19 protein-coding genes and 1 pseudogene are annotated in these 24,242 nt (G+C 67.5%); 8 read left to right on the plus strand and 12 right to left on the minus strand.

The genetic code is table 11. The features are described 5' to 3' along the window. Positions 1-9 precede the first annotated feature (9 nt). The 3 genes and pseudogenes from SB4_RS08460 (at position 10) to SB4_RS08470 (ending at position 2,679) form a co-directional block, all read left to right on the plus strand. Positions 10-1,044 carry a zinc-dependent alcohol dehydrogenase gene (locus tag SB4_RS08460; protein ID WP_058752243.1) on the plus strand — a complete coding sequence of 345 codons (1,035 nt, stop codon included), beginning with the start codon at positions 10-12 and terminating at the stop codon, positions 1,042-1,044. Positions 1,045-1,197: 153 nt separating this feature from the next. Then, positions 1,198-2,220, plus strand: a pseudogene (locus tag SB4_RS08465) (glycoside hydrolase family 43 protein); the annotation flags it as partial. Between the two features lie 189 nt (positions 2,221-2,409). Next, positions 2,410-2,679: a hypothetical protein gene (locus SB4_RS08470; protein WP_058752223.1), complete on the plus strand. Its 270-nt coding sequence runs from the start codon at positions 2,410-2,412 to the stop codon at positions 2,677-2,679. Positions 2,680-2,851: 172 nt separating this feature from the next. On the opposite strand, the gene katG is transcribed toward SB4_RS08470, so the two are convergent. The 8 genes from katG to SB4_RS08510 form a co-directional block, all read right to left on the minus strand. Beyond that, a complete protein-coding gene (gene katG, locus SB4_RS08475; RefSeq protein WP_058752224.1) occupies positions 2,852-5,077 on the minus strand; it encodes a catalase/peroxidase HPI in 2,226 nt (741 codons plus the stop codon). 144 nt (positions 5,078-5,221) lie between these two features. Continuing rightward, the gene (locus tag SB4_RS08480; RefSeq protein ID WP_241488538.1) at positions 5,222-5,641 is read right to left on the minus strand and encodes a DUF2721 domain-containing protein; all 420 of its coding nucleotides are present in this window, start codon (positions 5,639-5,641) and stop codon (positions 5,222-5,224) included. Further along, positions 5,638-6,174 carry a GNAT family N-acetyltransferase gene (locus SB4_RS08485; protein WP_058752225.1) on the minus strand — a complete coding sequence of 179 codons (537 nt, stop codon included), beginning with the start codon at positions 6,172-6,174 and terminating at the stop codon, positions 5,638-5,640. Before SB4_RS08485 ends, SB4_RS08480 begins: the two co-directional genes overlap by 4 nt. Beyond that, complete coding sequence (locus tag SB4_RS08490; RefSeq protein WP_241488539.1) at positions 6,171-6,677, minus strand: 4'-phosphopantetheinyl transferase superfamily protein; 507 nt, start codon at positions 6,675-6,677, stop codon at positions 6,171-6,173. Before SB4_RS08490 ends, SB4_RS08485 begins: the two co-directional genes overlap by 4 nt. A 56-nt stretch (positions 6,678-6,733) precedes the next feature. Beyond that, positions 6,734-10,741 (minus strand): Pls/PosA family non-ribosomal peptide synthetase, encoded by a 4,008-nt coding sequence (locus SB4_RS08495; RefSeq protein WP_058752227.1) that lies wholly within the window; start codon positions 10,739-10,741, stop codon positions 6,734-6,736. Positions 10,742-10,777: 36 nt separating this feature from the next. After that, positions 10,778-11,740, minus strand: a complete 963-nt coding sequence (locus tag SB4_RS08500) for a glycoside hydrolase family protein (protein ID WP_153006138.1) — start codon at positions 11,738-11,740, stop codon at positions 10,778-10,780. Then, complete coding sequence (locus SB4_RS08505; RefSeq protein ID WP_241488540.1) at positions 11,737-12,504, minus strand: SDR family oxidoreductase; 768 nt, start codon at positions 12,502-12,504, stop codon at positions 11,737-11,739. Before SB4_RS08505 ends, SB4_RS08500 begins: the two co-directional genes overlap by 4 nt. A gap of 82 nt (positions 12,505-12,586) precedes the next feature. Continuing rightward, on the minus strand, positions 12,587-14,098 hold the full coding sequence (locus SB4_RS08510) for an MFS transporter (RefSeq protein ID WP_193753769.1): 1,512 nt from the start codon (positions 14,096-14,098) through the stop codon (positions 12,587-12,589). A gap of 174 nt (positions 14,099-14,272) precedes the next feature. On the opposite strand from SB4_RS08510, the gene SB4_RS08515 reads away from it, so the two are divergent. From SB4_RS08515 to map, 5 genes are all read left to right on the plus strand, one after another. Beyond that, positions 14,273-15,283, plus strand: a complete 1,011-nt coding sequence (locus SB4_RS08515) for an alpha/beta fold hydrolase (protein WP_058752229.1) — start codon at positions 14,273-14,275, stop codon at positions 15,281-15,283. Positions 15,284-15,497: 214 nt separating this feature from the next. Then, positions 15,498-16,673: a Na+/H+ antiporter NhaA gene (gene nhaA / locus SB4_RS08520; RefSeq protein ID WP_058752230.1), complete on the plus strand. Its 1,176-nt coding sequence runs from the start codon at positions 15,498-15,500 to the stop codon at positions 16,671-16,673. Positions 16,674-16,726: 53 nt separating this feature from the next. Then, positions 16,727-17,086 carry a YbaN family protein gene (locus tag SB4_RS08525; protein WP_058752231.1) on the plus strand — a complete coding sequence of 120 codons (360 nt, stop codon included), beginning with the start codon at positions 16,727-16,729 and terminating at the stop codon, positions 17,084-17,086. Between the two features lie 43 nt (positions 17,087-17,129). Further along, positions 17,130-17,336 carry a ParD-like family protein gene (locus SB4_RS08530; RefSeq protein ID WP_058752232.1) on the plus strand — a complete coding sequence of 69 codons (207 nt, stop codon included), beginning with the start codon at positions 17,130-17,132 and terminating at the stop codon, positions 17,334-17,336. A 1-nt stretch (position 17,337) separates the two neighbouring features. Then, positions 17,338-18,102, plus strand: a complete 765-nt coding sequence (map, locus tag SB4_RS08535; protein WP_058752233.1) for a type I methionyl aminopeptidase — start codon at positions 17,338-17,340, stop codon at positions 18,100-18,102. A 169-nt stretch (positions 18,103-18,271) separates the two neighbouring features. On the opposite strand, the gene SB4_RS08540 is transcribed toward map, so the two are convergent. Genes SB4_RS08540 through kdpB form a run of 4 tightly spaced genes read right to left on the minus strand, consistent with a single transcriptional unit; the run spans position 18,272 to position 24,239 of the window. Further along, entirely contained in the window at positions 18,272-18,955 is a 684-nt protein-coding gene (locus tag SB4_RS08540) for a response regulator transcription factor (protein WP_058752234.1), read from the minus strand. Then, positions 18,955-21,621: a sensor histidine kinase gene (locus SB4_RS08545; RefSeq protein ID WP_058752235.1), complete on the minus strand. Its 2,667-nt coding sequence runs from the start codon at positions 21,619-21,621 to the stop codon at positions 18,955-18,957. The genes SB4_RS08540 and SB4_RS08545 overlap by 1 nt, the downstream gene beginning before the upstream one ends. After that, positions 21,618-22,190, minus strand: coding sequence for a potassium-transporting ATPase subunit KdpC (kdpC, locus tag SB4_RS08550; RefSeq protein WP_058733883.1), 573 nt, complete (start codon positions 22,188-22,190; stop codon positions 21,618-21,620). The genes SB4_RS08545 and kdpC overlap by 4 nt, the downstream gene beginning before the upstream one ends. A gap of 12 nt (positions 22,191-22,202) precedes the next feature. After that, positions 22,203-24,239 carry a potassium-transporting ATPase subunit KdpB gene (gene kdpB, locus SB4_RS08555; protein WP_058752236.1) on the minus strand — a complete coding sequence of 679 codons (2,037 nt, stop codon included), beginning with the start codon at positions 24,237-24,239 and terminating at the stop codon, positions 22,203-22,205. Positions 24,240-24,242: the final 3 nt, after the last annotated feature.

Raw genomic sequence — 24,242 nt, forward strand, 5'->3', positions numbered from 1 at the left:
AGAAGTATGATGGCGAAGACGATGAAGGCTGCGGTCGTGCGCGCGTTCGGCGAACCGCTGACCATTGATGAAGTCCCGGTGCCCGAGGTCGGCGATGGCCTGATCCAGGTCGCGATCCAGGCATCCGGCGTGTGCCACACCGACCTGCACGCCGCCGAGGGCGACTGGCCGGTCAAGCCCAACCCGCCCTTCATTCCGGGGCATGAGGGTGTCGGCTATGTCTCGGCGGTCGGCAAGGGCGTCAAGCACATCAAGGAGGGCGACCGGGTCGGCGTACCCTGGCTCTACACCGCCTGCGGCCACTGCGTGCATTGCCTGGGCGGCTGGGAGACTCTGTGCGAGAGCCAGCTCAACACCGGCTATTCGGTCAATGGCGGCTTTGCCGATTTTGTCATCGCCGATCCGAACTTCGTCGGCCACCTGCCCGCCAATATCGGCTTCACCGAGATCGCGCCGGTGCTCTGCGCCGGGGTGACGGTCTATAAGGGGCTGAAGATGACCGATACCAAGCCGGGCGATACGGTCGTCATTTCCGGCATCGGCGGGCTGGGCCATATGGCCGTGCAATATGCGGTCGCGATGGGCCTGAACGTCGCGGCGGTCGATGTCGACGACGCCAAGCTGGACCTCGCCCGCCGTCTGGGCGCGAAGGTGACGGTCAACGCCCGGACCGAGGCCGATCCGGCGGCGGCGCTCAAGCGCGAGACCGGTGGTGGCGCGCAGGGTGCGCTGGTCACCGCGGTCAGCGAGCGTGCCTTTGCGCAGGCCGTGGGCATGATGGCGCGGGGCGGGACGGTCGCGCTGAACGGCCTGCCGCCCGGCGACTTCCCGCTCAACATCTTCGGGCTGGTGCTGAACGGCATTACGGTCCGCGGCTCGATCGTCGGCACCCGGCTCGACCTTCAGGAGTCGCTCGACTTCGCCGCCGATGGCAAGGTCAAGGCGACGGTGGCCACCGCGCCGCTCGCCGAGGTCAACCAGGTGTTCGACCGGATGCGGCGTGGCCAGATCGAAGGACGCATCGTCCTCGACCTCGCCGCCTGACCCCACTCGCCGCCGGACACGCCATAGACGCGTATCCGGCGGCTTTTCAAATGTCGGAGTGATAGGCTAGACATCCTGCATGGGTCGTCATCGCGACGGTCCGAACGATAAGGCACGACCGACAGACGGCGCGGCCATCGCGGAGGATGAGGAATGCTGAGCCGACGTTTTTTCCTGGCCGGGGCGACCACCGCCATGGCGACGCCGACCATCCTGCGGGCCAAGGGCGCGCCGGTGATCGTCAATCCGGTCGTCCGCCAGCGCGCCGACGCCCAGGTGTTCCGCCATACCGATGGCTGGTATTACCTGACCGGCTCGGTCCCCGAATATGACCGGCTGGTGCTGCGCCGCTCGAAGACGCTGGAGGGCCTGTCGACCGCGCCGGAGAAAGTCCTGTGGCGGCATCTCAAGAGCGGGCCGATGTCGGGCTTCATCTGGGCGCCCGAGCTGCACCTCGTGGGCGATAAGTGGATCATGTACTTCGCGGCGGGCCCCAGCGGCGGCGGCGAGGACGTGTTCCGCATCCGCACCTTCGCGGTGGTATGCGACGGGCCCGATCCGATGGCGGGCAACTGGTCGATGCTGGGCCAGCTTCAGACCGAATGGGATACGTTCACCCTCGATTCCACCAGCTTCGTTCACAAGGGCCAGCGCTATCTCGCCTGGGCGCAGCGCGAGCCGGGTATCGACACCAATTCCAACCTGTATCTGGCACCTCTCGCCACCCCGCTGACGCTGGCGGCCAAGCCGGTGCGGCTGTCGGTCCCGACGCTCGACTGGGAAATCCAGGGGTTCAAGGTGAACGAGGCCCCTGCCCTGCTGGCGCGCAACGGCAAGCTGTTCATGACCTATTCGGCGAGCGCGACCGATGCGCGCTATTGCATGGGCATGCTGACCTGCGACGCCAAGGCCGACATCATGAACGCGGCCAACTGGTCCAAGTCGCCGATGCCGGTCTTCAAGACGTCGGTAGAGCACAAGGTCTTCGGCCCCGGCCATAACAGCTTCACCGTCGACGAGCGCGGGCGCGACGTGCTGGTCTATCACGGCCGCGACTATGCGGAGATCAAGGGCGATCCGCTGTTCGATCCCAACCGCCACACCCGGATGCAGTATTTCCGCTACCGCCCCGACGGCACCCCCGATTTCGGCGAGCCGGTGGCGAACGGGCCGCTGCGGATGGGGTGAGATATGATGAATTCCTCCCCTGCAAGGGGAGGTGGCAGGGCGAAGCCCTGACGGAGGGGTGTCGCCCTCTCGATAGCGGGACACCCCTCCGACGCGCTACGCGCGCCATCTCCCCTTGCAGGGGAGGAATAGTCTGATGGTGCTTGGGTGCCGCGCGCCGCTCGGCTAAGAACGGGCATGGATTTCGACCAACTGCTCATCCGCTTCTTCGGCACCGAGGATATCGGCGACCTGTCGCCCGACCAACTGTCCGCCGGGATCGACCGGCTGCGGGTGCAATTCGGGCTGGAGCGCGACAGCGGCCGTCGCTTCGCTCTGTGGTGTCTCGCTTACATGCTGGGCGTCGCGCCAGACCTGGACGACGCCTTCGACGACGAAGCCGACAAAGAAGCCGCGCGCGATTTCATGGACACGATCGACCGCGAGATGGACGAAGACGAAGAGTGATCGGCTAGACGCACCCTCACCCTTCCCACCCGCTTGCGCGGCTGGGCCCCTCCCTCTCCCGATGGGAGAGGGAGGAAGGCGCGAAGCGCCGGAAGGGTGAGGGTGCGGCATCCATGAAAAAGGGGCCGTACCTTTCGGCACAGCCCCCTTCCCGTTCACCCGTTGCGCAGGATCAAATGTCCATGCGCCCGGCGTTCATCACCTTGTCCCAGGCCTTCACGAAGTCCCGAACGAACGGTGCGTTCGAGTCCGAGCAGGCATAGGCCTCCGCCAGTGCGCGCAGTTCGGAGTGGCCGCCGAAGATCAGGTCGACGCGGGTCGCCGTCTTGGTGTGCTCCTTGGTGCGGCGGTCGCGACCATGGAACAGGTTCTCGTCGCCGCTCGGCTCCCACTCGGTGTTCATGTCGAGCAGGTTGACGAAGAAGTCGTTCGACAGCGTACCCACCCGGTCAGTGAACACACCCTCGGTCACGCCCGGCGCATTGCCGCCCAGCACGCGCAAGCCGCCGACCAGCACCGTCATCTCCGGCCCGCTGAGGTTCAGCAGCTGGGCACGATCGACCAGTGCCTCTTCAGGCGCCATGAACTGGATGCCCTGGCGATAGTTGCGGAAACCATCGGCCATCGGCTCGAGCACCGCGAAGGACTCGGCGTCCGTCTGATCTTCCCGTGCGTCCATCCGGCCCGGCGTGAAGGGCACCGTCACCTCGACGCCGCCGTCCTTGGCCGCCTTCTCGACCGCCGCGTAACCGCCCAGCACGATCAGGTCGGCCATCGACACCTTCTTGCCGCCGGTGGCCGACGCATTGAACTCGGCCTGGATCGCCTCCAGCTTGGCCAGCACCTCGGCCAACTGCGCCGGGTTGTTGACCTCCCAGTCCTTCTGCGGTGCTAGACGAACGCGAGCGCCATTGGAGCCGCCCCGCTTGTCCGACCGGCGATAGGTCGAGGCCGAGGCCCAGGCCGCCCCGACCAGCGCCGGGACCGACAGGCCCGTGCCCAGGATCTTGGCCTTGAGCGAAGCGATGTCGCCCTCGTCCACGACCGGATGGTCGAGCGGATCGACACGGTCCTGCCAGATCAGCGGCTCCTGCGGTACGAGCGGCCCCAGATAGCCCTCGACCGGCCCCATGTCGCGGTGCGTCAGCTTGAACCAGGCGCGTGCGAAGGTCTCGGCGAAATAGGCCGGGTCCTTGTAGAAGCGCTCGGAAATCTTGCGATATTCCGGGTCCTTGATCATCGCGAGATCGGAGGTCAGCATACGCGGATGCTGCTTCTTCGACGGGTCGTGCGCATGCGGCACGTCGGCGGGGGCGGACTTGGCCTCCCACTGCCAGGCGCCGCCGGGGCTCTTCACCAGCTCGAACTGGTCCTCATATTCGAACAGGTTGCGGAAATAATTGTTCGACCAGCGCGTCGGCGTCTGGCTCCAGGTCACTTCCAGACCCGAGGTGATCGCGTCACCGCCCAGGCCGGTGGCGTGCTTGGAGCGCCAGCCGAGACCCTGATCCTCCAGCACCGCGCCTTCGGGTTCCGGCCCGACAAAGGACGGGTCGCCCGCGCCGTGGGTCTTGCCGAAGGTGTGGCCACCGGCGTTCAGCGCGACGGTTTCTTCGTCGTTCATCGCCATACGCGCAAAGGTCGCGCGGATATCGCGAGCCGAGGCGACCGGATCGGGCGTGCCGTTCGGCCCTTCCGGATTGACGTAGATGAGACCCATCTGCACCGCGCCCAGCGCCGGGTGCAGCTGACGCTCGCCCGAGTAACGCTCGTCGCCCAGCCAGCTTCCTTCAGGGCCCCAGTACAGCTCCTCCGGCTCCCAGGTATCGGCACGGCCGCCCGCAAAGCCGAAGGTCTTGAAGCCCATCGACTCCAGCGCGACGTTGCCGGTCAGGACATACAGGTCGGCCCAGCTGATCTTGGCGCCGTACTTCTGCTTGATCGGCCAGAGCAGGCGACGCGCCTTGTCGAGATTGGCATTGTCCGGCCAGCTGTTGAGCGGCGCGAAACGCTGCTGCCCGCCGCCCGCGCCACCACGACCATCGGTCACGCGGTACGTGCCGGCCGAGTGCCACGCCATGCGGATGAACAGGCCACCATAATGACCGAAATCGGCCGGCCACCAATCCTGGCTGTCGGTCATCAGCGCATGGAGATCGGCGACCAGCGCGTCGAGGTCGAGCTTGGCGAACTCCTCGGCATAGTTGAAATTCTCGCCCAACGGGTTCGAGCGCGGGTTATGCTGGTTCAGCCCTTCCAGGCGCAGCCGCTCCGGCCACCAGTCCTTGTTGCCGGGACCGCCACGGCCGCCGCCACGCTTGCCGGGACCATTGCCGCCACCGCCATGCGCGACCGGGCAGCCGCCCTGTTCCTGATGATCTTCAACCTGGGACGCCATGATCCACTCCTCGCGTTCGATCCGTCGGACAGTGAAACGCACCGCACGCTGCCCGTATGCAGTCATTAGCCATCAGATCGTCGCGGGAGTAAAACCGACTATCTTCGTCAGACTGATTGAGCGGAGCGAACAGAGCCGATCGGATCAGCCTGGATCATTCTCGTCGCGCAGTGTCCGGCCGGCCAGGATGATCTCGGCCACGAAGCAGCCCAGACCCGCGACCGCGCAGAGCAGGCCACCGCCAAAGAAGAAGAACAGGATCGCCGAATGGCCGGAGGCGCGCAGCACCCCGAAGAACAGGGTGATGGCGGCCCCGCAGGTCATGACGCCCGCCGCCGCCGCCAGCGTGACGGCGATGTCGAGAAAGCGGGACCGCAGCCGCAGCCGGTCCATCTCGATCCGGCTCGCCTGCGCATCCTTCTTCAGGACATGGATACGGTCGCTGATCCGTCCCAGCCGCGTCGAAAAGACGTTGAGCAGCGCGCCCACGGCCGTCAGCAGGAAGATCGGGGTCAGCGCCAGCTGAATGACATGCGCCGCCTCGCTGAGCGGTTCCTTGATCACACGCCCGTTCCCAGTCTTGCCTGGGCCGCCGCCAGCGCGGCATCGCGGCGGGCGACCAGTTCCTCGACCGACAGCCCGGAGAGATCCAACCGCAATTCATGCATCGTCATGCCCGAGCGATAGCCTTGCGGCCAGACGGCGGTTTCCTCGAAACCGCAATGGCGGAAGAATGGCGCGATCGCGGGCGAGGTGTCGACCGTGACATAGCGGGTCGGCGGATCGGCATGGAGCGCGACGTGCAGCAACCGCTCGAACAGCAACAGCTTGCCCAGACCACAGCCATGGAAAGGCCGCGCCGCCATGCCCCAATAGAGCAGTGCCTTGTTGTAATGCTCCCAGACTTCATAGCCACCGAACGCCGCGACGTCGCCAGCGACCGTCACGACAAAGGCGGGCCCGTCAGGCTCCTCCAGCGTCTCGATCAGCCATTCGCGGTCCCCGGCTCCGAAATAGTCGGGCAGGTTGGTGTCGAACAGGGCGAGCACCGCGTCGCGGTCGTCGGGCTGATACGGACGAACGAGAAGTGCGGTCATGCCGCCTCTGCCCAGAATGCGACGGTTTCGATCGCGCCGTCCTGCTCGCGGGTCCAGCATTGCGACACGCCCTGATGCGCCGCCGTTGCCCGGATCGGATCGATCAGCCGCGTCTCGATCGCCTCCGGCGCGATGCGGCGGGGCGTGCCGATCAGCTTGGCGTGCGCCTCCTTGATCGTCCAGCGGCGCAGCCATTGCCGGGCCTGCAGGGGAGCGCATGCGGCGCGGACCTCCGCCGCCTCCCGCGCGGTCATCATGTCCCATAGCGGCGGGCTATCGTCGATCGTCTCGCGATCGACCGCGACGGGCTGGCGGGCGGCGGCGATCAGGCAGAGCCCGGCACGCCCCGAAAGGCTGATATGCCAGCCATTTGGTGACAAGACCTCCGGCTTTCCCTCACTGTTGCGGGCCAGCGTCACCGTCGCCGCCGACACATGGTGCAGCAGCCTCGTGACCAGCGGCTCGCGCCGCCCCCGCCCCGGATCGTCCACGCGCCAAATCATGGGCGACGCCCCATCCCAGATCAGCCCATCGAGCGGTCCGTCATGCCAATGCGGGGTCATTCGCCGGTCACGATCCGGGCCGGGCTCCCCTCCCAGTTGGTGCCCGCGGGCAGGCTCTCGCCCTTCATCACCACCGACAGGTCGCCCAGCTGCGCATCCGCGCCGATCTCCGCATCATACAGCACGATGGCGAGCGAACCGATCGTGGCGCGGTCGCCGACCGTAATCGCGCCGACCTTCATCACCCGGTCCTCGAACAGATGCGTCTGGAGCCCCGCATAGTCGTTGAGCGCCACATCGTCGCCGATCGTCACCAGATCGTGTTCGGTCAGGTCGGTGGTGTCGATATAGCAGCGCTTGCCGACCTTGGCGCCCATCAGCCGCAGATACAGGCCGATCCAGGGCGTACCGCGCAACGGCTCCAGCAGATTGGCGACCGCCAGATTCTCATAGGTCGCGGTCACCAGCTCGGTCCGCCAGACGAAGGTGCTCCACAGCGGCGCGGTCGTCGCCTTGTAGCGCCCGACCACCAGCCACTTCAGCGCCAGCACGAACGCACCGCAGGCCAGGCAGAAACCGACATACAGGAATGGGAAGGCCGAGATGATGACCAGCCCGCCCTCCTCCAGATCGTCGAGATCGCCGACCACCGACAAGAGCGCGCTGAAGAACACCAGGAAAGCGGTCAGCGACAGGGTGGTGCGGATCGCCTCGATCGACAGACGCGTCGCGATCAGGCCACGCGACGGGTTGAAGCGGGCGCCCTCGTCGAACATCGTCGCCACCTGCCGAACCGGCAGCTTGATCGCGGGCGATCCGAACCAGGTGCTGCCCGCCTCGGTCGCCAGGCTGGGCTCCTCGGGCGGCTTGGAGAGGACGCCGATCAGCACCTCGTCGCCGATCTGCGCGCCGGTGGGCAGCAGCGCCGAATTGCCGATGAAGCTGCGGCGGCCGATTTTCGTATGCGCCAGCTCGATAGTGCCATGGCCGACCTTGGCCGCGCCGAAGATCACCGAGTCCGCGATGAAGCTCTCCGGCCCGATCTCGACCAGATCGGGGACGATCGCGCTGGCGGTCGAAATCTCCGCGCGCCGCCCGACCTTCACGCCCAGCGCGCGATACCAGGGGATAACATAGAGCGTGGCAAAGATCGGGTGCAGCAGCCGCAGCGCCAGGTCGTTGATCTGCCGCACCATCCAATAGCGGACATAGAACCAGCTATCGAGGCGATAGACGCCCGGCTTCACGCGGCCGAGGATCAGCCGCTTGGCGAGCACGGTCAGCACGCACATCATCACGATATAGGTCGCGGCGAGCAACGGCGAGACGAGCATGTACCCATAGCCGGTCGTCGCCCAATCCAGCTCGATCAGCGCGATCAGGCCCGGCGCGATCGGCAGGATGGCGATGATCGGCAGCAGCAGCGCGCCGATGAAGATCGCCAGTGACGGCCCTGCCCGCTTGCCGGTCGTGATGGCCTCACCCGGCTCGACCATCCGGTCGAAGGCGGCGGGCGATCCGGTCCAGCGTTGGCGGGCGGGGATGACCGTCTCGGCGGGGAGCGCGGCCATATCGTCGAGGATCGCATCATCCTCCAGGGCAGAATTGCGGCCGACCACCGCTTGGCCGCCGACAAAGGCGCGGTCGCCCAGCGTCACCGTGCCCAGCCGGAGCAGGCCACGCTCGACCGAGCTGGTCGCCATCACCGCCTGGTCGCTGACGATCGCATCGTCGCCGCAAGCGAACAGGTCGGCGGTGTCGATGACGCCATTGCCGATATAGGCGCGCTTGCCGATCCTGGCGCCCAGCATCCGGTAATAGCCCCGGATCATCGGCGTACCCGCCAGATAGGGCGTCGCCGTCACCGCGATGATCCGCCGCACCAGCCACCAGCGGAAATAGGTCCCGCCCCATAGTGGATAGTCGCCCGCCTTGAACCGCCCCGCGATCAACCACTTGGCGGCGATCGAGAACAGCATCGAGGCGACCGGCACGATAGTGAAGAACAAGGCACTGAGGATCAGCGCATCGATCCGGCTCATCCGCCCCGCCAGATGCGTATAGGCGACGTACGGGAAGAACCATTGCAGCCCGGCGATGGTGTAGATGGGCAGCAGCGCCACCGTCTGCGCGGCAACGCACAGCATCCGCTTCCATTCGGGGACGCGGTGGAAACTCTCCTCGGTCGCGACCGCCACGGGTGCGGTGCCGCCGATCCGGGTGGCCAGCGCGCGAATGGTCGGCGCGGCGTAGAGGTCCTCCAGCGACAAACCCTCCAGCCCCGCGACCTTGCGCGCGGCCGAAACGAGGCGCGCGGCCTTCAGTGAATGGCCGCCCAGATCCTCGAACAGATCGTCCGTCACCGACACCGGCTGCGGCGCGAACGCTTCGGTCCAGATGGCGTGGAGCTTTTCCTCCATCGGCGTGGCGGGCACTTCGAGCTGGCGGCCGGTGTCGACGGTGATTTCCGGCTTTACCAGTGCCTTGCGGTCGACCTTTCCCGACGCAGGCAAGGTCGGCAAAGCGGCCAGCAGCTGATAGGCGGCGGGGCGCATGTAGTTGGGCAGCCGCTCGGTCACCCGCGCCTTGATGTCGGCGATGTCGATCGTCTCGCCACTGCGGGCGACGAGGAAGGCGGCCAGAAACTCCGAACCGTCGGCATCGGTGAACAGATGCACCACCGCCTGTGCGACGCCGGGCGCTTCGCCGATCACCGCCTCGATCTCGGCCAGCTCGACGCGGAAGCCGCGGATCTTCACCTGGGTGTCGATACGCCCGACGAAATCGATATCGCCCGCCGCGTCCAGCCGTACGAGATCGCCCGAGCGATAGATGCGCTCCGGCCCGCCCGACACGGTGTCGAACGGGGTCATGGTGAATTTCTCGGCGGTCAGGTCGGGGCGGTTGACGTAACCGACGCCGACGCCGGGCCCGCCGATGACCAGCTCGCCCTCCTGCCCCGCCTCGACCGGTTGCAACGCCTCGTCGACGATCCAGGCGGTATAGCCGGGCAGCGGCTTGCCGATCGTGATGCGCTTGCCCGGCTGCACCTCGGTCCAGGTCGCGGTCACCGATGTTTCGGTCGGGCCATATGTGTTGAGCAGCCGCAGGCCGGGACGGGCCAGACGGCGCGGCAAGTCGGCCGGACACGCCTCACCGCCCATGTTGATCAAGCGCAGGGTCGGCACCGGATGCTCGACCAGCGCGATCAGCGAGGGGACGACGTGCCAGATCGTCGTCTTTTCCGCGGCCAGCGCGATGGCGACATCGGGCCCGCTCGCCGCCAGCGCCTCGGCCGCGACCAGCAGTTTCGCGCCGACGAAGAAGGCGCTCCACATCGTCTCGACCGACATGTCGAAGGCCAGGCTGAACCCGCCGAACACGATGTCGTCGGGCTCCAACGCCAGGATCGCGCTTTCGGAGCGGACGAGGTGACAGGCATTGGCATGGGTGATCATCACCCCCTTGGGCCGCCCGGTCGTGCCCGAGGTATAGATGATATAGGCCAAGTCCTGCGGGTCCGATCCGGTCACCTCGCGACCCATCGGCAAGGGCGGCTCGGCGGCGAGGTCACCCAGTTCGGCGTCGAGGGCCAGGGTCGCCCCCGGTATCTCCGCCGACCGCGCGCCGGTGGTGATGGTCAGCGCGGCACCGCTATCCTCGATGATGAAGGCGATGCGGTCCTGCGGATACCCCCAGTCGACCGGGACATAGGCCGCGCCGGTGCGCAGCACGCCCAGGATCGCCATATACTGGTCGAGCCCGCGCGGCAGGCAGAGGACCACCCGGTCCCCCTTGCCTATCCCCAGCGCCCGCAACCGGTGAGCCAGCGACAGGCTGCGATGCGCGAGCATGTCGTAGGTCCAGTCCTTGGGGCGACTATATTCCTCGTCCGCGCCGATCAGCGTCAGTGCGGTGGTCCAGCCCCGCGACCGGCAGGTCGCGTCGAACAACTCGTGCAGCAGCTCGTCGCGGGCATAGGGTCGGTCAGGGCGCAGCGCCGGGGCCGGGGCGATCGAGGCATGGATGCTCGGCGCGACGGGGACTTCGGTATCTGCGGACATCGATACGCTTTCTGGACCAGGACGTGAAGGATCGGCTCAACTGCGCCGGATCAGGGCCCGCGACAATCGCCGATCTTCGAGCGAATAGTAAAGCCAGATGCCATCCTCGGCGACCACGACCGAGGCGGCAAAGGCGATATCGGTCGCGCCCCGATCATCGGCGGGCGGCGGCAGGATCAGCGGCTCGATCCCGCGCGCGACGACACGGGTATAATGTTCGTCGAACGCGACCCAACCGATCCGCCAGCGCGCATCACGCGTCGCACCGTTGTAGAACATCACCGGACACGCCTTGTCGTCCGTCAGCAGCGGGCCGGTCGACAGGTGCCAGTCGTCCCAGCTATCCTCGCGCGGCATGAAGGGAGTGGGCTGCTCGGTCCAGGGCCCCGCGACATCCTCGCCGATCGCCAGCCCGATGCGAGAGGCTTCGTCGGCCGCATATTCGTAGAAGAGACGCCAGCGACCATCGGCCGTACGATCGACCGTCGCCTCCTTGGTATTGCCCTCCGACTTGGACGAGGCGAGCGCGACGCCGCTCTTGACCAGCCGATCGACCGAGGGACCGGTAGCATAGGACAGCTCGCCATGCGCATGGTCGGCCAGCACGCCGGAATAATAAACGATATAGCCGTCGTCGGTGCGCACGACCGTCGGGTCCTCGACCCCGCCCGCATCATGCTCGCCGGGCCCCGGCGCGATGGAGGGCGCGTCCAACATCGTGAAATGCCGCCCGTCCTCGCTCCATCCGGCCCAGATCACACCGGTATCGGTCAGCGTCTCGCCCTGCGGCACGACGGCGCGGACCATCATGCCCCAGCGGCCATCCGCCTCGCGCCAGACATAGGGGCTCATCAGGTCGCGAGCCATCAATGCGGGCGGCCCTTCGAGCGTGACGTCCTCGATCCGCTTGACGTTGAAATCCAGGTCTAAGGGAGCGTCGGCCACCCGGTCCTTGCGGTGCGGATCGGCGACCGAGGCGTCGGTTGCTGGGCCCATCATGCGCCCAGCGCCTGCATCAGCGACAGACCGCCATCGATGACGATCCGCGCACCAGTGATGTACTTCGCCTTGTCCGACGCCAGGAACACCGCGAGGTCTGCGACTTCCGAGGCATTCCCGGCACGCCCCATCGGGATATTCTGCTCCAGCGTCTTGCGATAGACGGGATCGGCCTGCGCCTTGGCGTTCATCGGGGTCAGGATCATGCCCGGCTCGATCGCATTCACGCGGATGCCGCGCGGCGCTTCCTCGATCGCCAGCGTCTCGACCAGATTGGAAAGCCCGCCCTTGGCCGCGCAATAATCCGCGCCGCCCGCGCGCACCGCATAGGCGTGGATCGAGGAGATGTGCAGGATCGCCGCATCCCCCTTTGCCTCGCCGCGCCCGTTCAGAAACCGGCGCGAGGTCAGGAAGGCGCCGGTCAGGTCGGTGTCGATCAGCCGCTGCCACTGGGCCAGCGTCATCTGGCGCACCGTCACGCCCGACATGTTGAGCCCGGCCGAATTGACCAGCACATCGGCCGCGCCCCATTGCTTCTCCACGGTGGCAAAGGCCTGGTCGACCGATGCCTCGTCATCCACCGCGACCTGGACCGTCATCGGCTCGCCGCCCGCCTGGCGTACCGCCTGGGCCGTGGCGTCGGCGGCTTGCTGGTCGCTGTGGAAGAGGATCGCAACCCTGGCGCCTTGCGCACCGAACGCCTCGGCGCAGGCCGCGCCTATGCCGGATTCGGCCCCCGTCACGATCACCGTCTGCGCTGCCACCGGATTCCTCCTGTTCTGGATGAACCCTCGTAACGATTGCTACCCGGCATTGTTGCTGAACGGGAACGACATTACCGTTCCGTCATTCGCCGTCTGTCCCATTGTCATGATGACCACTCATCGCCGCACCCGCATCGGGGGCGAAGCGACGGTTCCAGATCACGGCGGAGGCGGAGATGATCGCCACCACCATGAACGCCGCCGAGAAGCTGTTCAGCGTCGGCCCGCCCTTCCCCTCGATCAACGTCCCCAGTTCCAGAACGGTCGCGGCGGTACAGATGCCCAGCGACAGGGTCAGCTGCTGGAACGTCGCGTAAAAGCTGGTGGCGGCGCTCATCCGGTCCTTGGTCACATCGGCATAGGCGATGGCGTTGAACCCGGTGAACTGGAACGAGGTGAAGAAGCCCGACAGCGCCAGGATCAGCGTGATGAGCGGGATCGACCAGTCGGGGCGGAACAGCGCACAGGTCGCGTACCCTGCACTGCTGACCAGGCCCGACACGATCAGGCTGCGGCGAAAGCCCCAGCGGCGCAGGACGCGCGGAGCCAGCGCCTTCATCGCCAGCGCACCGACCGCACCCGCCATGGTGATCGTGCCCGTCTTGGCCGCGCTCAATCCGAAGCCCAGCTGGAACATCAGCGGCAACAGGAAGGGCTGCGCGCCTTGGGTGATACGGGTCAGCGATCCGCCGATCACCGACAGGCGAAAGGTCGGGACCCGCATCAGCGTGGGGTCCAGGATCGGGTCATGGGTGTGCCGGGCGTGGCGGATGTAGAACCAGCCGAACGCCACCCCGACGACCAGCAGGCCGAGCGCGACCCAGCCGGTGCCGGGGCGGCTCGCCAGCTCGAACCCGAAGAGCAGGCACCCGAGCGCCACACCGGAAAGGACGAAACCCGACACATCGAACCGGGCGCGCGGATCGCCGCGGATCTCCGGCACCAGCATCCAGGCACCGACCATGCCGAGAATGCCGATCGGGATGTTGAGATAGAAGATCCAGCGCCAGTCGAGCCAAGTCACGATGAACCCGCCCAGCGGCGGCCCCAGGATCGGACCGATCAGCGCCGGCATGACCAGCCAGGACAGTGCCTGCACCATGTCCGCCTTGGCGACGCTACGCAGCAGGACCAGTCGCCCGACCGGCACCATCATCGCGCCGCCGATCCCTTGCAGGAACCGCGCGGCGACCAGGGTAGGAAGCGTCCCTGACTGGGCGCACAGGATCGAGCCGAGCAGGAAGATGCCGATCGCCGAACAGAAGACGGTGCGCGACCCGAACTTGTCGGCCAGCGTGCCGCTCGCCGGGATGAACAAGGCCAGCGCGAGGAGATAGCTGGTCAGCGCCAGGCTGAGGCTGGTGGCCGGGGTGCCCAGGTCGCGCGCCATGGTGGGCAAGGCGACGGTCAGGACGGTGCCGTCCAACTGCTGCATGAACAGCGCCGAGGCGACGACGAGCGCTATCACGCGGTAGCCGCGTGTCTGTGTGGGCGCGGCGGGACGTGTGCTGCTGGTCACCGCCTCGACGGCGGGAGCCAGCCCGTCATTCACGTCGGCACTCATCGAGGCCAGATTACGCCGTCTCCACCGCATATCGTTCCATTCGTCTGTCGCGTGCCATCACCAAAGCCCCGCATCCCTAAAAGGCGATGCCGCCCCGGTCGATCGCCTTCAATTGCGGGCACAGGAAATGGTTCATGGGGCCGTGTCCTCGCTCGCCCTGCCCGCCGCGTCGGAACGGGGCGGCGCGGTGCGGGTTACCGATCCATGCCGACCATCACCACCGACCATCTGACCATCGCCTACGACCTCTACGGACCGGAGGGCGCGCCCGTCGTCCTGCTGCTCCATGGCTGGCCCGACGATGCCACGACCTGGGACAAGGTCGCGCCCCGCCTTGCCCAGGCGGGCCTGCGCGTCGTCGTGCCGACCCTGCGCGGGTTTGGCGCGACGCGGTTCCGCCATGACCATACACCTCGCAGCGGCGACAGCGCGATCCTGGCGATGGACGCCATCGCGCTGATGGAAGCGCTGGGAGTCGAGCGGTTCATGGTCGCCGGGCACGACTGGGGCTCCAACGCCGCCGAGGCGCTGGCGGTCGGCTGGCCCGAGCGGGTCCAGCGGCTGGCGATGCTCAGCACCCCGCCGCGTCTGGGCGGGATGCCGACGCCTTCCTTCGACCAGGCCCAGCGGCAATGGTATCACTGGTTCCTGGCGACCCGGCGCGGCGCGCAGGCGGTGCGCGACGACCGGCGCGGCTTTGCCCATGCCCATTGGGTCAACTGGTCGCCGCCCGGCTGGTTCGACGAGGCGACCTTCGCGCGCGTGGCCAAATCCTTCGACCATCCCGACTGGCCCGCCGTGACGATCCACAGCTACCGCGTGCGCTGGGACGAAGCGCAGCCCGATCCGCGCGGGCGCTGGCTGGCCGACCGGGTGAAGACGACCAAGACGCTGTCGCTGCCGACGCTCTATTTGCATGGCGCGGTCGACGGGGTGAACCCGCCCTCGACCGCGCGCGATGTCCCGGCCAAGTTTACCGGCGCGTTCAAAATGGTGGAACTGGCGGGCGTCGGTCATTTCCCGCAGCGCGAAAACCCGGAAGCGGTCACCCGCCACCTGCTGGAGCTATTCGGCGAGCAGGACGCGGAGGGCGGCCCGTGGAAGCTGGCCGCCGGGATCGCTGCTGCGGGATTGCTGGCGGCGGCGGTCGGGATTGCCCTTAGGCGAGACAAAGCCGACGAATCCTCCCCGCCACGGGGAGGTGGCAGCGCGTAGCGCTGACGGAGGGGGCATGCGTCATGGGATGACCTTTGCGGCCATCCCCCTCCACCATGCTTCGCGTGGCCCCTTTCCCCGTGTCGGGCAGGATTGAGATTGCCGCCCCGCCCGGCCCATGCCAGAAGCGCCCCAGGGTGTTCGTGGGCCAGACACGGGCAGGATGATCGTTGGTCGGGCCGCCAGCGACGATGAGCCTTGTCGGAGCCCTATCATGATTCAGCGTCTTCGCATCAGTGCGATCCGTCGCTTCCTCGAAAGTCAGACCTCCGCCGGTCTCGTCCTGATGGCGGCGGCGGTGATCGCCTTGATCCTTGCCAATTCGCCGGTCGCGAGCGACTATGAGGCCGCCCTTCACCATCATCTGGGGCCGCTGTCGCTGGGCCACTGGATCAATGACGGGCTGATGGCGATCTTCTTCCTGCTGGTCGGGTTGGAGATCAAGCGCGAAGTGCTGGATGGACAGCTGTCCACCTGGCCGCGTCGCATCCTCCCCGGTCTGGCCGCGCTGGGCGGTATGGTCGTGCCCGCGCTGATCTACCTCGCCTTCAATCGCGGCGGCACCGCTTCGGGCTGGGCGATCCCGGCGGCGACCGATATCGCCTTTGCGCTGGCGGTCATCCGGCTGGTCGGCAACCGGGTGGCCGCCTCGCTGCGCATCTTCCTGGCGGCACTGGCGATCATCGACGATCTGGGGGCGGTGGCGATCATTGCCGCCTTCTATTCCACCGCGCTCTCGACGATCGACCTGGGCGGTGCGGCGGCGATGCTGGGGGTGCTGATCGCATTCAACCGGCTGGGCGTGAAGCGTCTGTCCCCCTATCTGCTGATCGGCGCGATACTCTGGGTCTTCATGGTCCGCTCGGGCATTCATGCGACCATTGCGGGCGTGCTGCTCGCCTTCACCATTCCGATAACGCGCACCCCCGCGCGGCCCGACTGCGATGACGACACGCGGGACAGCCCGCTCCACCGACTGGAACATGCTTTGCACAAGCCGGTCGGTTTCCTGGTCGTGCCGATCTTCGGCCTCGCCAATGCCGGGGTGCCCGTGCTCGGCCTGCCCGCGGCGGCCTGGGGAGCGCCGGTGACGCTGGGTGTGGGCGCGGGGTTGCTGCTGGGCAAGGTGCTGGGCGTGTTCGGCATGACGATGCTGGCGGTGCGCCTGAAGCTGGCGGACGCGCCCGCCCATGCCAGCACCGCCCAGATGCTGGGCACGGCATGCCTGTGCGGCATCGGCTTCACGATGAGCATCTTCATCACGCTGCTCGCCTTTCCCGGCGATCCGCTGCTCCAGGCGGAGGCGAAGCTGGGGGTGGTGGCGGGGTCGTTGCTGTCCGGCCTGATCGGCTTTGCGATCCTGCGGCGGGCCTCGCCCCAAAGAGCCTGACAAACGTCGAACGCCCCTATGCCTCGCGTCCCGGCGCGGATAGGCAGGGCGGGATGATACGGATCGGCTGGCTAATTCTGGGATGCCTGTTCGTCGCGCTCGGGGTGATCGGCGCGATCCTGCCGCTGATGCCGACGACGATCTTCCTGATCCTGGCGGCGGGATGCTTTGCGCGTTCCTCGCCCCGGCTGGAGGCGTGGCTGCTCGACCATCCGCGCTTCGGCCCGACCTTGCGGGCTTGGCGGCAGAACGGTGCGATCGGGCCACGCGGCAAGGCGATGGCATGCGGCGGCATGGCGCTGGGCTACGGGCTGTTCCTGCTGACGGCACGCCCCCACTGGCCGCTGGCGCTGCTGGTTGCGGCGGTCATGGCGGGGTGCGCCACCTTTGTGCTGACCCGCCCCACCGCATGATCCGGCTTGCGCGTCGAATATACGAAGCATAAACGCTTCATATATGGGTATCGTAAAAATCGACGACCAGCTTCACGAAGAGGTCCGCCGCGCCGGCACGGTCATGTGCCGTTCGATCAACGCGCAGGCCGAGTTCTGGATGAAGATGGGCATGCTGGCCGAGGCTAATCCGACGCTGACCTTCCACGAGATCGTCCAGGCGCAGATGGCCGCCGCCGACCTATCCGTGCCGCAACCGCTGGTCGCCTGACATGGTGAAGACGGCGGACGAGCTGGCGCTGATGCGCGCCTCCGGGCGCTTGCTGGCGCAGGTGTTCGAGATGTTGGACACGCTGGAGCTGGCGGGGATGTCGACGCTGGCGATCAACGATCTGGTCGAGCGCTACATCACCCACGACCTGTCGGCGCGCCCCGCGAGCAAGGGGCAATATGGCTTTGCCTATGTGCTCAACAGCTCGATCAACCAGGTCGTCTGTCACGGCGTACCGAGCGCCGAGGACGTGGTAAAGAACGGCGATATCGTCAATCTCGACATCACGCTGGAGAAGAACGGCTTCATCGCGGATTCGAGCAAGACCTATATGGTCGGCGAGGTGTCGCCCGGCGCGAAGCGGCTGGTCCGCGTGACGCAGGAAGCGATGTGGAAGGGCATCAAGCAGGTCCGCCCCGGCGCGCGGCTGGGCGATGTCGGCGCGGCGATCGAGAAACATGCCAAGGCGAACGGCTATTCGGTGGTGCGCGACTATTGCGGCCACGGCATCGGTCGCGAGATGCACGAGGCGCCCGATGTAATGCACTTCGGCCGACCGGGCACGGGTGAGTTGCTGCGCGAGGGGATGACCTTCACCATCGAGCCGATGATCAACCAGGGTACGCGCAAGGTATCGACCAGCGACGATGGCTGGACGGTGATGACCGATGACGGGAAGCTGTCCGCGCAGTTCGAGCATACGGTCGCGGTGACGCGCACCGGGGTCGAGGTGCTGACCCTGCGGACGGGCGAGAAAGTAGGCTGAATCCGTTCCCCGGCGAAGGCCGGGGCCCAGTTTCGGTGAAGCCTGAGGCGCGCGGGGCGATGCGTGGGAGGCATCGCCCCACGCTTGCTACGGCCTCCCCCGCATCGTCTCGGGCGCCTCAACCTTCGTGGCAACTGGGCTCCGGCCTTCGCCGGGGAACAAGGCGCTTTTACCCCTCCACCCGCAACCGATACCCCACGCCCAGTTCGTTCGCGATGACGCTCCCGACTGGCTGCGGCGCTTCGAGTTTCTGGCGCAGGTTGCGTACCACGATGCGCAAATAGTCGATACGCGGGTCCTCGTCCCCGCCCCAGGCGGCGTCGATGATCCTGTCGTGCGTCACCACCCGGCCGGGATGCCGCGCCAGCACCGCCAGCACGTCATACTCCTTGCGGGTCAGATGCTGTTGCTCTCCCCCGCGCGTCACGACACGCCGGTCGAGATCGATCGACAGGTCGCCCGTCCGCACCACAGCCGGTGCCGCCTCCGCCGCACGCCGATGCCGCAGCGCCACGCGCAACCGAGCCAGCAGCTCTTCGCTGTCGAACGGCTTGGTCACATAGTCATCCGCGCCCAAGTCGAGCGCGGCGACCTTTTCCTCGGTCGCCTCGCGCGCCGAGACGACCAGCACCACCCGCTCCGCCCCGCGCAACAGGGGGATCAGGCTCAGCCCGTCGCGGTCGGGCAACCCCAGATCCAGCAGCACCGCATCGGGATGCTCCGCCGCCGCATGAGCCAGCGCCTCGCGCCCGTCACGCGCCTCGACCACCCGGTGCCCCGCCTGTTCCAGCGTGTTGCGCAGCAGGCGGCGGATCGCGACTTCATCGTCCACCACCAATATCGTCGCGGGCATCAGGCCATTCCCTCCGGCGCACCGTCGCGCATGATCAGGTCGCGCGGAAAGCACAGGGTGAAGGCCGCGCCCTCGCCATCCTCGCGATTGCCCGCCTCTACGCCCAGACCCATGGCCTCGGCAAAGGCCTTGACGATGGCGAGGCCCAAGCCGGTGCCGCCCGCCACCCGGTCCGAGCCCTCCAGCCGCCGGAACGTCTCGAACACCTCCGCCTCGCGCCCTGGCGGCAAGCCGGGGCCATGGTCGAGGACCGAGAGGCGCAAATTGCCGTGGCGATGCCGCCCCTCGATCACGATCTCGGTCCCCGGGTCGCCATAGCGCCCCGCATTGTCGAGCAGGTTGAGCAGGCAGTGGTGCAACAACTGCGGATCGGCCCTCACCATCGGCAGGTCGGGCGGTACGTCGAGCCGTACCGCATGGCCCTCCAACGCGCGGCGGGCATCATGCGCCGCCCCCGTCACCGCGTCGCTGAGGTCGATCGCCTCGATCTTCAGCTTCAGCGCCCCCGCCTCGACCCGCGCCATGTCGAGCAGATTGGCGACGAAGCGATTGAGCCGCGCCGCCTCCCCTTCGATGGTCGAAATGAGGTCGGGCGTTGTGCCCTGCCGGAGTTGCGCGGCGGCGGCCATCACCGCGGTCAACGGCGTGCGCAGGTCATGGCTGACCGAGGACAGGAGCGCCGCGCGAAGCCGGTCGCGGGTGCGGACCGCATCGACATCGCGCACCTCCGCCTCCAGCCGCAGTCGCTCCAGGATCAGCGCGGCCTGGTCGATCAATCCGGTCAACAGCGGCAGGCGGTCGGCGCGCACCGGTTCGCCCCCCGCCTCGCGCGCCAGCCCCAATACGGCGAGCGTTCGGTTGCCCGCCTTCAACGGCTGGAACAGCCATTCGGAGGCGGCCAGCGTCGCCGACCCTTTGCCCGCCGGCGTGCCGGTGTCGAACGCCCAGTGCGCGGCGGCCATCTCCATCGTCTCCAGCCGGTAATCAGGCTTGGTCGCCGCCTGCACCGCCAGCCCGGCGGGCGACGGGGTAAGCAGCACCGCCTGCACCTCGAACAGCCGGGCAATGTCTTCGCAGATCACCCGCGACGCTTCGGCCGGGTCAGCCAGGCCACTCAGGCGGTGCAGGAACCCCGCCAGCGTCGCATTGTCGCGCGCGCTCGCCGCCGCCAGATCGGCCTGCGCGCGCACCCGCGAGGTCAGCTGGCTGGTCGCGACGGCGACGCCCAACAGGACGAAGATCGAGATGACATTCTCGGGATTGCTGACGCTCAGCGTGCCGACGGGTGGCAGGAAGAAGAAGTTGTAGGCGAGGCTCGACGCGATCCCGGCGAACAGGCCGGTGCGCAGGCCATAGAGGCTCGCCGCCGCCATGACGGGCAGCAGATAGAGCAACGCGACATTGCCGAGGTTCAGGATGTGGAACAGCGCGCTCGCCAGCGCCGTCACCGCCACGACGCCGAGCAGCGTCAGCCCATAGCCGATGGGCGATCCCCATTGCCCGCGTCGTCGGGTCCGCTCGCGCTCGACCGGCGCTTCGCCGACCGGCAGGACATGAACGGTGACGCCGGGCGTCTCGCGCACCAGCCGGTCGACGACCGAGCCATGGCGCAACTCGAACCAGCGCGACCGCTTGGCCTTGCCGACGACCAACTGCGTGGCGCGCGCGTCGGTCAGGAAGGCGCGAATGCCCTCGACCACGCTGGGTGCGGGCACGGTCGCCACCGCCGCGCCCAGTTGCGTCGCCAGCGTCATGGTCGCCGCCAGCCGCCGATGCTGCGCCTCGCCCAAAGTCGCGGTGCGCGGCGTGTCGATGAATAAAGCGGTCCACGGCGCGCGCAGGGCATCGGCGGCGCGCTTGGCGGCGCGGACCAGTTCGTCGGCGCCGGGCAGTTCGCTGACCGCCACCACCAGCCGCTCGCCCGCCGCCCATTGGCCGCCGACGCCGAGGCTGCGCACATGGTCGAGCATTTGCGCATCGACCGCCTGCGCCGCCCTTCGCAGCGCCAGTTCGCGCAAGGCCGACAGGTTGGACTTGGAGAAGAAATGCGACAGCGCCCGCGTCGCTTCCTGCGGGAGGTAGACCTTGCCCGCCTTCAACCGCTCGATCAGTTCGTCGGGGGGGATGTCGACCACCTCGATCTCGGCCGCCTCCAATATGCGGTCGGGCACCGTCTCGCGTACGCGGACGCGGGTGAAGCTGGCGACGACGTCGTTCAGGCTTTCGACGTGCTGGATGTTGACGGTCGAATAAACGTCGATCCCGGCCGCCAGCAGTTCCTCGACATCCTGATAGCGTTTGGGATGGCGGCTGCCCGGCGCATTGGTGTGCGCCAGTTCGTCGACCAGCGCGAGGCGGGGCGCGCGGGCCAGGACCGCGTCGATGTCCATCTCGTGCAGCGTCCGCCCCTCATAGGGGACGGCACGGCGGGGCATGACCTCCTGCCTCCGGACCAGCGCCTCGGTCTCGACGCGGCCATGGGTTTCCACGACCGCGACGACGACATCGACACCGTCGCGGCGGCGGGCGGCACCCTCGGACAGCATTTCGAACGTCTTGCCGACGCCGGGTGCTGCCCCGAGGAAGATTTTCAGGCGGCCGCGCCCCTCGCGTTCGGCGACGCGAAGCAGGGCATCGGGGTCGGGGCGCGGCTCGCCTGCCGTCATCGCTTGGCAGCAGCGTCCAGCGCGCGGTTGAGGGCGAGGACGTTGACGTGCGGGTCGCCAAGCATCGATTCCTCGGTATGCGCAACGACCAGCGCGCGGAGCTGCTCGACCGGCAGGTTACGGACTCGCGCGATGCGGATGGTCTGCGCCTGGGCGGCGGCGGGCGACAGATCGGGGTCCAGGCCCGATCCGCTGGCCGTCACGAGGTCGGCGGGCATGTCGCCCATCACGCCCTCGGCCCGGCGCTTGGCGACGTCCGCCTTCACCCGGTCGGCCAAAGCCTGCGAGGTAGGCCCCAGGTTCGAGCCCGACGAGGCCAGCCCGTCATAGCCTTTGCCCGCTGCCGAGGGACGCGTCTGGAAATAACGGTCGCTGACGAACGCCTGTCCGACGACCTCGGAGCCGATCACCCGGCCATTCGCCTCAATGAGGCTGCCACCCGCCTGATGCGGGAAGATCGTCTGTCCGATCCCGGTCATCGCCAGCGGATAGGCGATGCCGAGCAGGGCGGCGAACAGGATCGTCATCACGATCGCGGGCCGCAAGGCGGAAGTGAAATCCTTACCCATGACAGTTCTTCCTTATGCGAGGCCGAGGCCACCGACCACAAGGTCGATGATCTTGATGCCGACGAACGGCGCGATCAGGCCGCCTAGGCCATAGACGGCGAGGTTGCGGGCGAGCAGCGGCCCCGCCCCCATCGGCTTGTAGGCCACACCCTTCAACGCCAGCGGCACCAGCAGCGGGATGATGAGCGCGTTGAAGATGATCGCCGACAGGATCGCCGATTGCGGCGTCGCCAGACCCATGACGTTCAGCACGCCGAGGCCAGGATAGAGCGCCACGAACATCGCCGGGATGATCGCGAAATACTTCGCCACGTCATTGGCGACCGAAAAGGTCGTCAGCGCGCCGCGTGTCATCAGCAACTGCTTGCCGAGGCCGACGACCTCGATCAGCTTGGTCGGGTCGCTGTCCAGATCGACCATGTTGCCCGCCTCGCGCGCGGCCTGGGTGCCGGTGTTCATCGCGACGCCGACATCCGCCTGCGCCAGGGCGGGCGCGTCGTTGGTGCCGTCGCCGCACATCGCGACCAGCTTGCCGCCCTGCTGTTCCTGACGGATCAGCGCCAGCTTGTCCTCCGGCGTCGCCTGGGCGAGGAAGTCGTCCACCCCGGCCTCGGCGGCGATGGCGGCGGCAGTCAGGGGATTGTCACCGGTGATCATCACCGTGCGGATACCCATGCGGCGCAGCTCGCCGAAACGTTCGCGGATGCCCGCCTTGACCACGTCCTTCAAGAAGATGGCGCCGAGCAACCGGCCATTTTCCGCGACCGCCAGCGGCGTGCCACCCGCGCGCGCGATCTCGTCGGTGATGCGGCGAAGCTGCGTCGCCGCCGCCGTCTCACCCACACCCGGATGGGCGCGCAGGATCGAGTCGACCGCGCCCTTCTGGATCAGCCGATCGCCGATCTTCACGCCCGAGATACGGGTCTGGGCGGTGAAGGGGATGATCTCTGCGTCCGCAGGCAGACCGGGAATGGTAACGCCGAACTGCTCGCGCGCTAGAACGACAATGGAGCGGCCCTCGGGCGTCTCATCGGCAAGGCTGGCCATGAGTGCGGCATCAGCAAGCGCATTGACGTCGAGATTGCCCACGGCGCGGAACTCGCTCGCCTGACGGTCGCCGATCGTGATCGTGCCCGTCTTGTCGAGCAGCAGCACATCGACATCGCCCGCCGCCTCGACCGCACGGCCCGACTTGGCGAGCACGTTGAAGCGGACCAGACGGTCCATGCCCGCGATACCGATCGCCGACAGCAAGGCCGCGATGGTCGTCGGGATCAGGGTGATCAGCAGCGCCGCCAGGATCGCCACCGGGATGCCGCCGCCCGCGAAGAACGCGAAGCCCGGAATGGTGCCGACCGCGATCAGGAAGATGATGGTCAGACCGACGAGCAGGATGGTCAGAGCCACCTCGTTCGGGGTCTTCTGCCGCTCGGCACCCTCGACCAGCGCGATCATGCGGTCCAGGAAGCCCTGGCCCGGATTGACGGTGACGCGCATCCGGATCTCGTCCGAGATGACGCGCGTGCCCGCCGTCACCGCCGAACGGTCGCCGCCCGCCTCACGGATGACCGGCGCGCTCTCGCCGGTGATCGCGGCTTCGTTGACCGAGCCCACACCGGCGACGACTTCGCCGTCCGAAGGGATCAGGTCGCCGGTTTCGACCAGCACCACATCGCCGATCTTGAGCGCGCTGGCGGGGACATTCTCCCACTCATGGCCAGCGCCCTTCAGCCGCTTGGCGGTCAGTTCGGCCTTGGCGGCCCGAAGCGAGGCCGCCTGCGCCTTGCCGCGCCCTTCGGCCAGCGCCTCTGCGAAAGTGCCGAACAACACGGTCAGCCACAGCCAGACGACCAGTTGCAGCTTAAAGCCGGTGGTCAGCCCGTCATGCCCGACGACGAGCAGGATGGTCAGCAGGGCGGCAACCACGGCGGTCACGAACATCACCGGGTTGCGGATCAGCTCGCGCGGATTGAGTTTGACGAACGAGGCCTTGATCGCCGGGAGCACGAGCTCGGCGGTGAACAGGCTCTTGGTAGGGGAATGGGCCATGAA

Origin of the sequence: Sphingomonas sanguinis (assembly GCF_001476905.1) — a bacterium.
Classification (GTDB): Bacteria; Pseudomonadota; Alphaproteobacteria; order Sphingomonadales; family Sphingomonadaceae; genus Sphingomonas; species Sphingomonas sanguinis_B.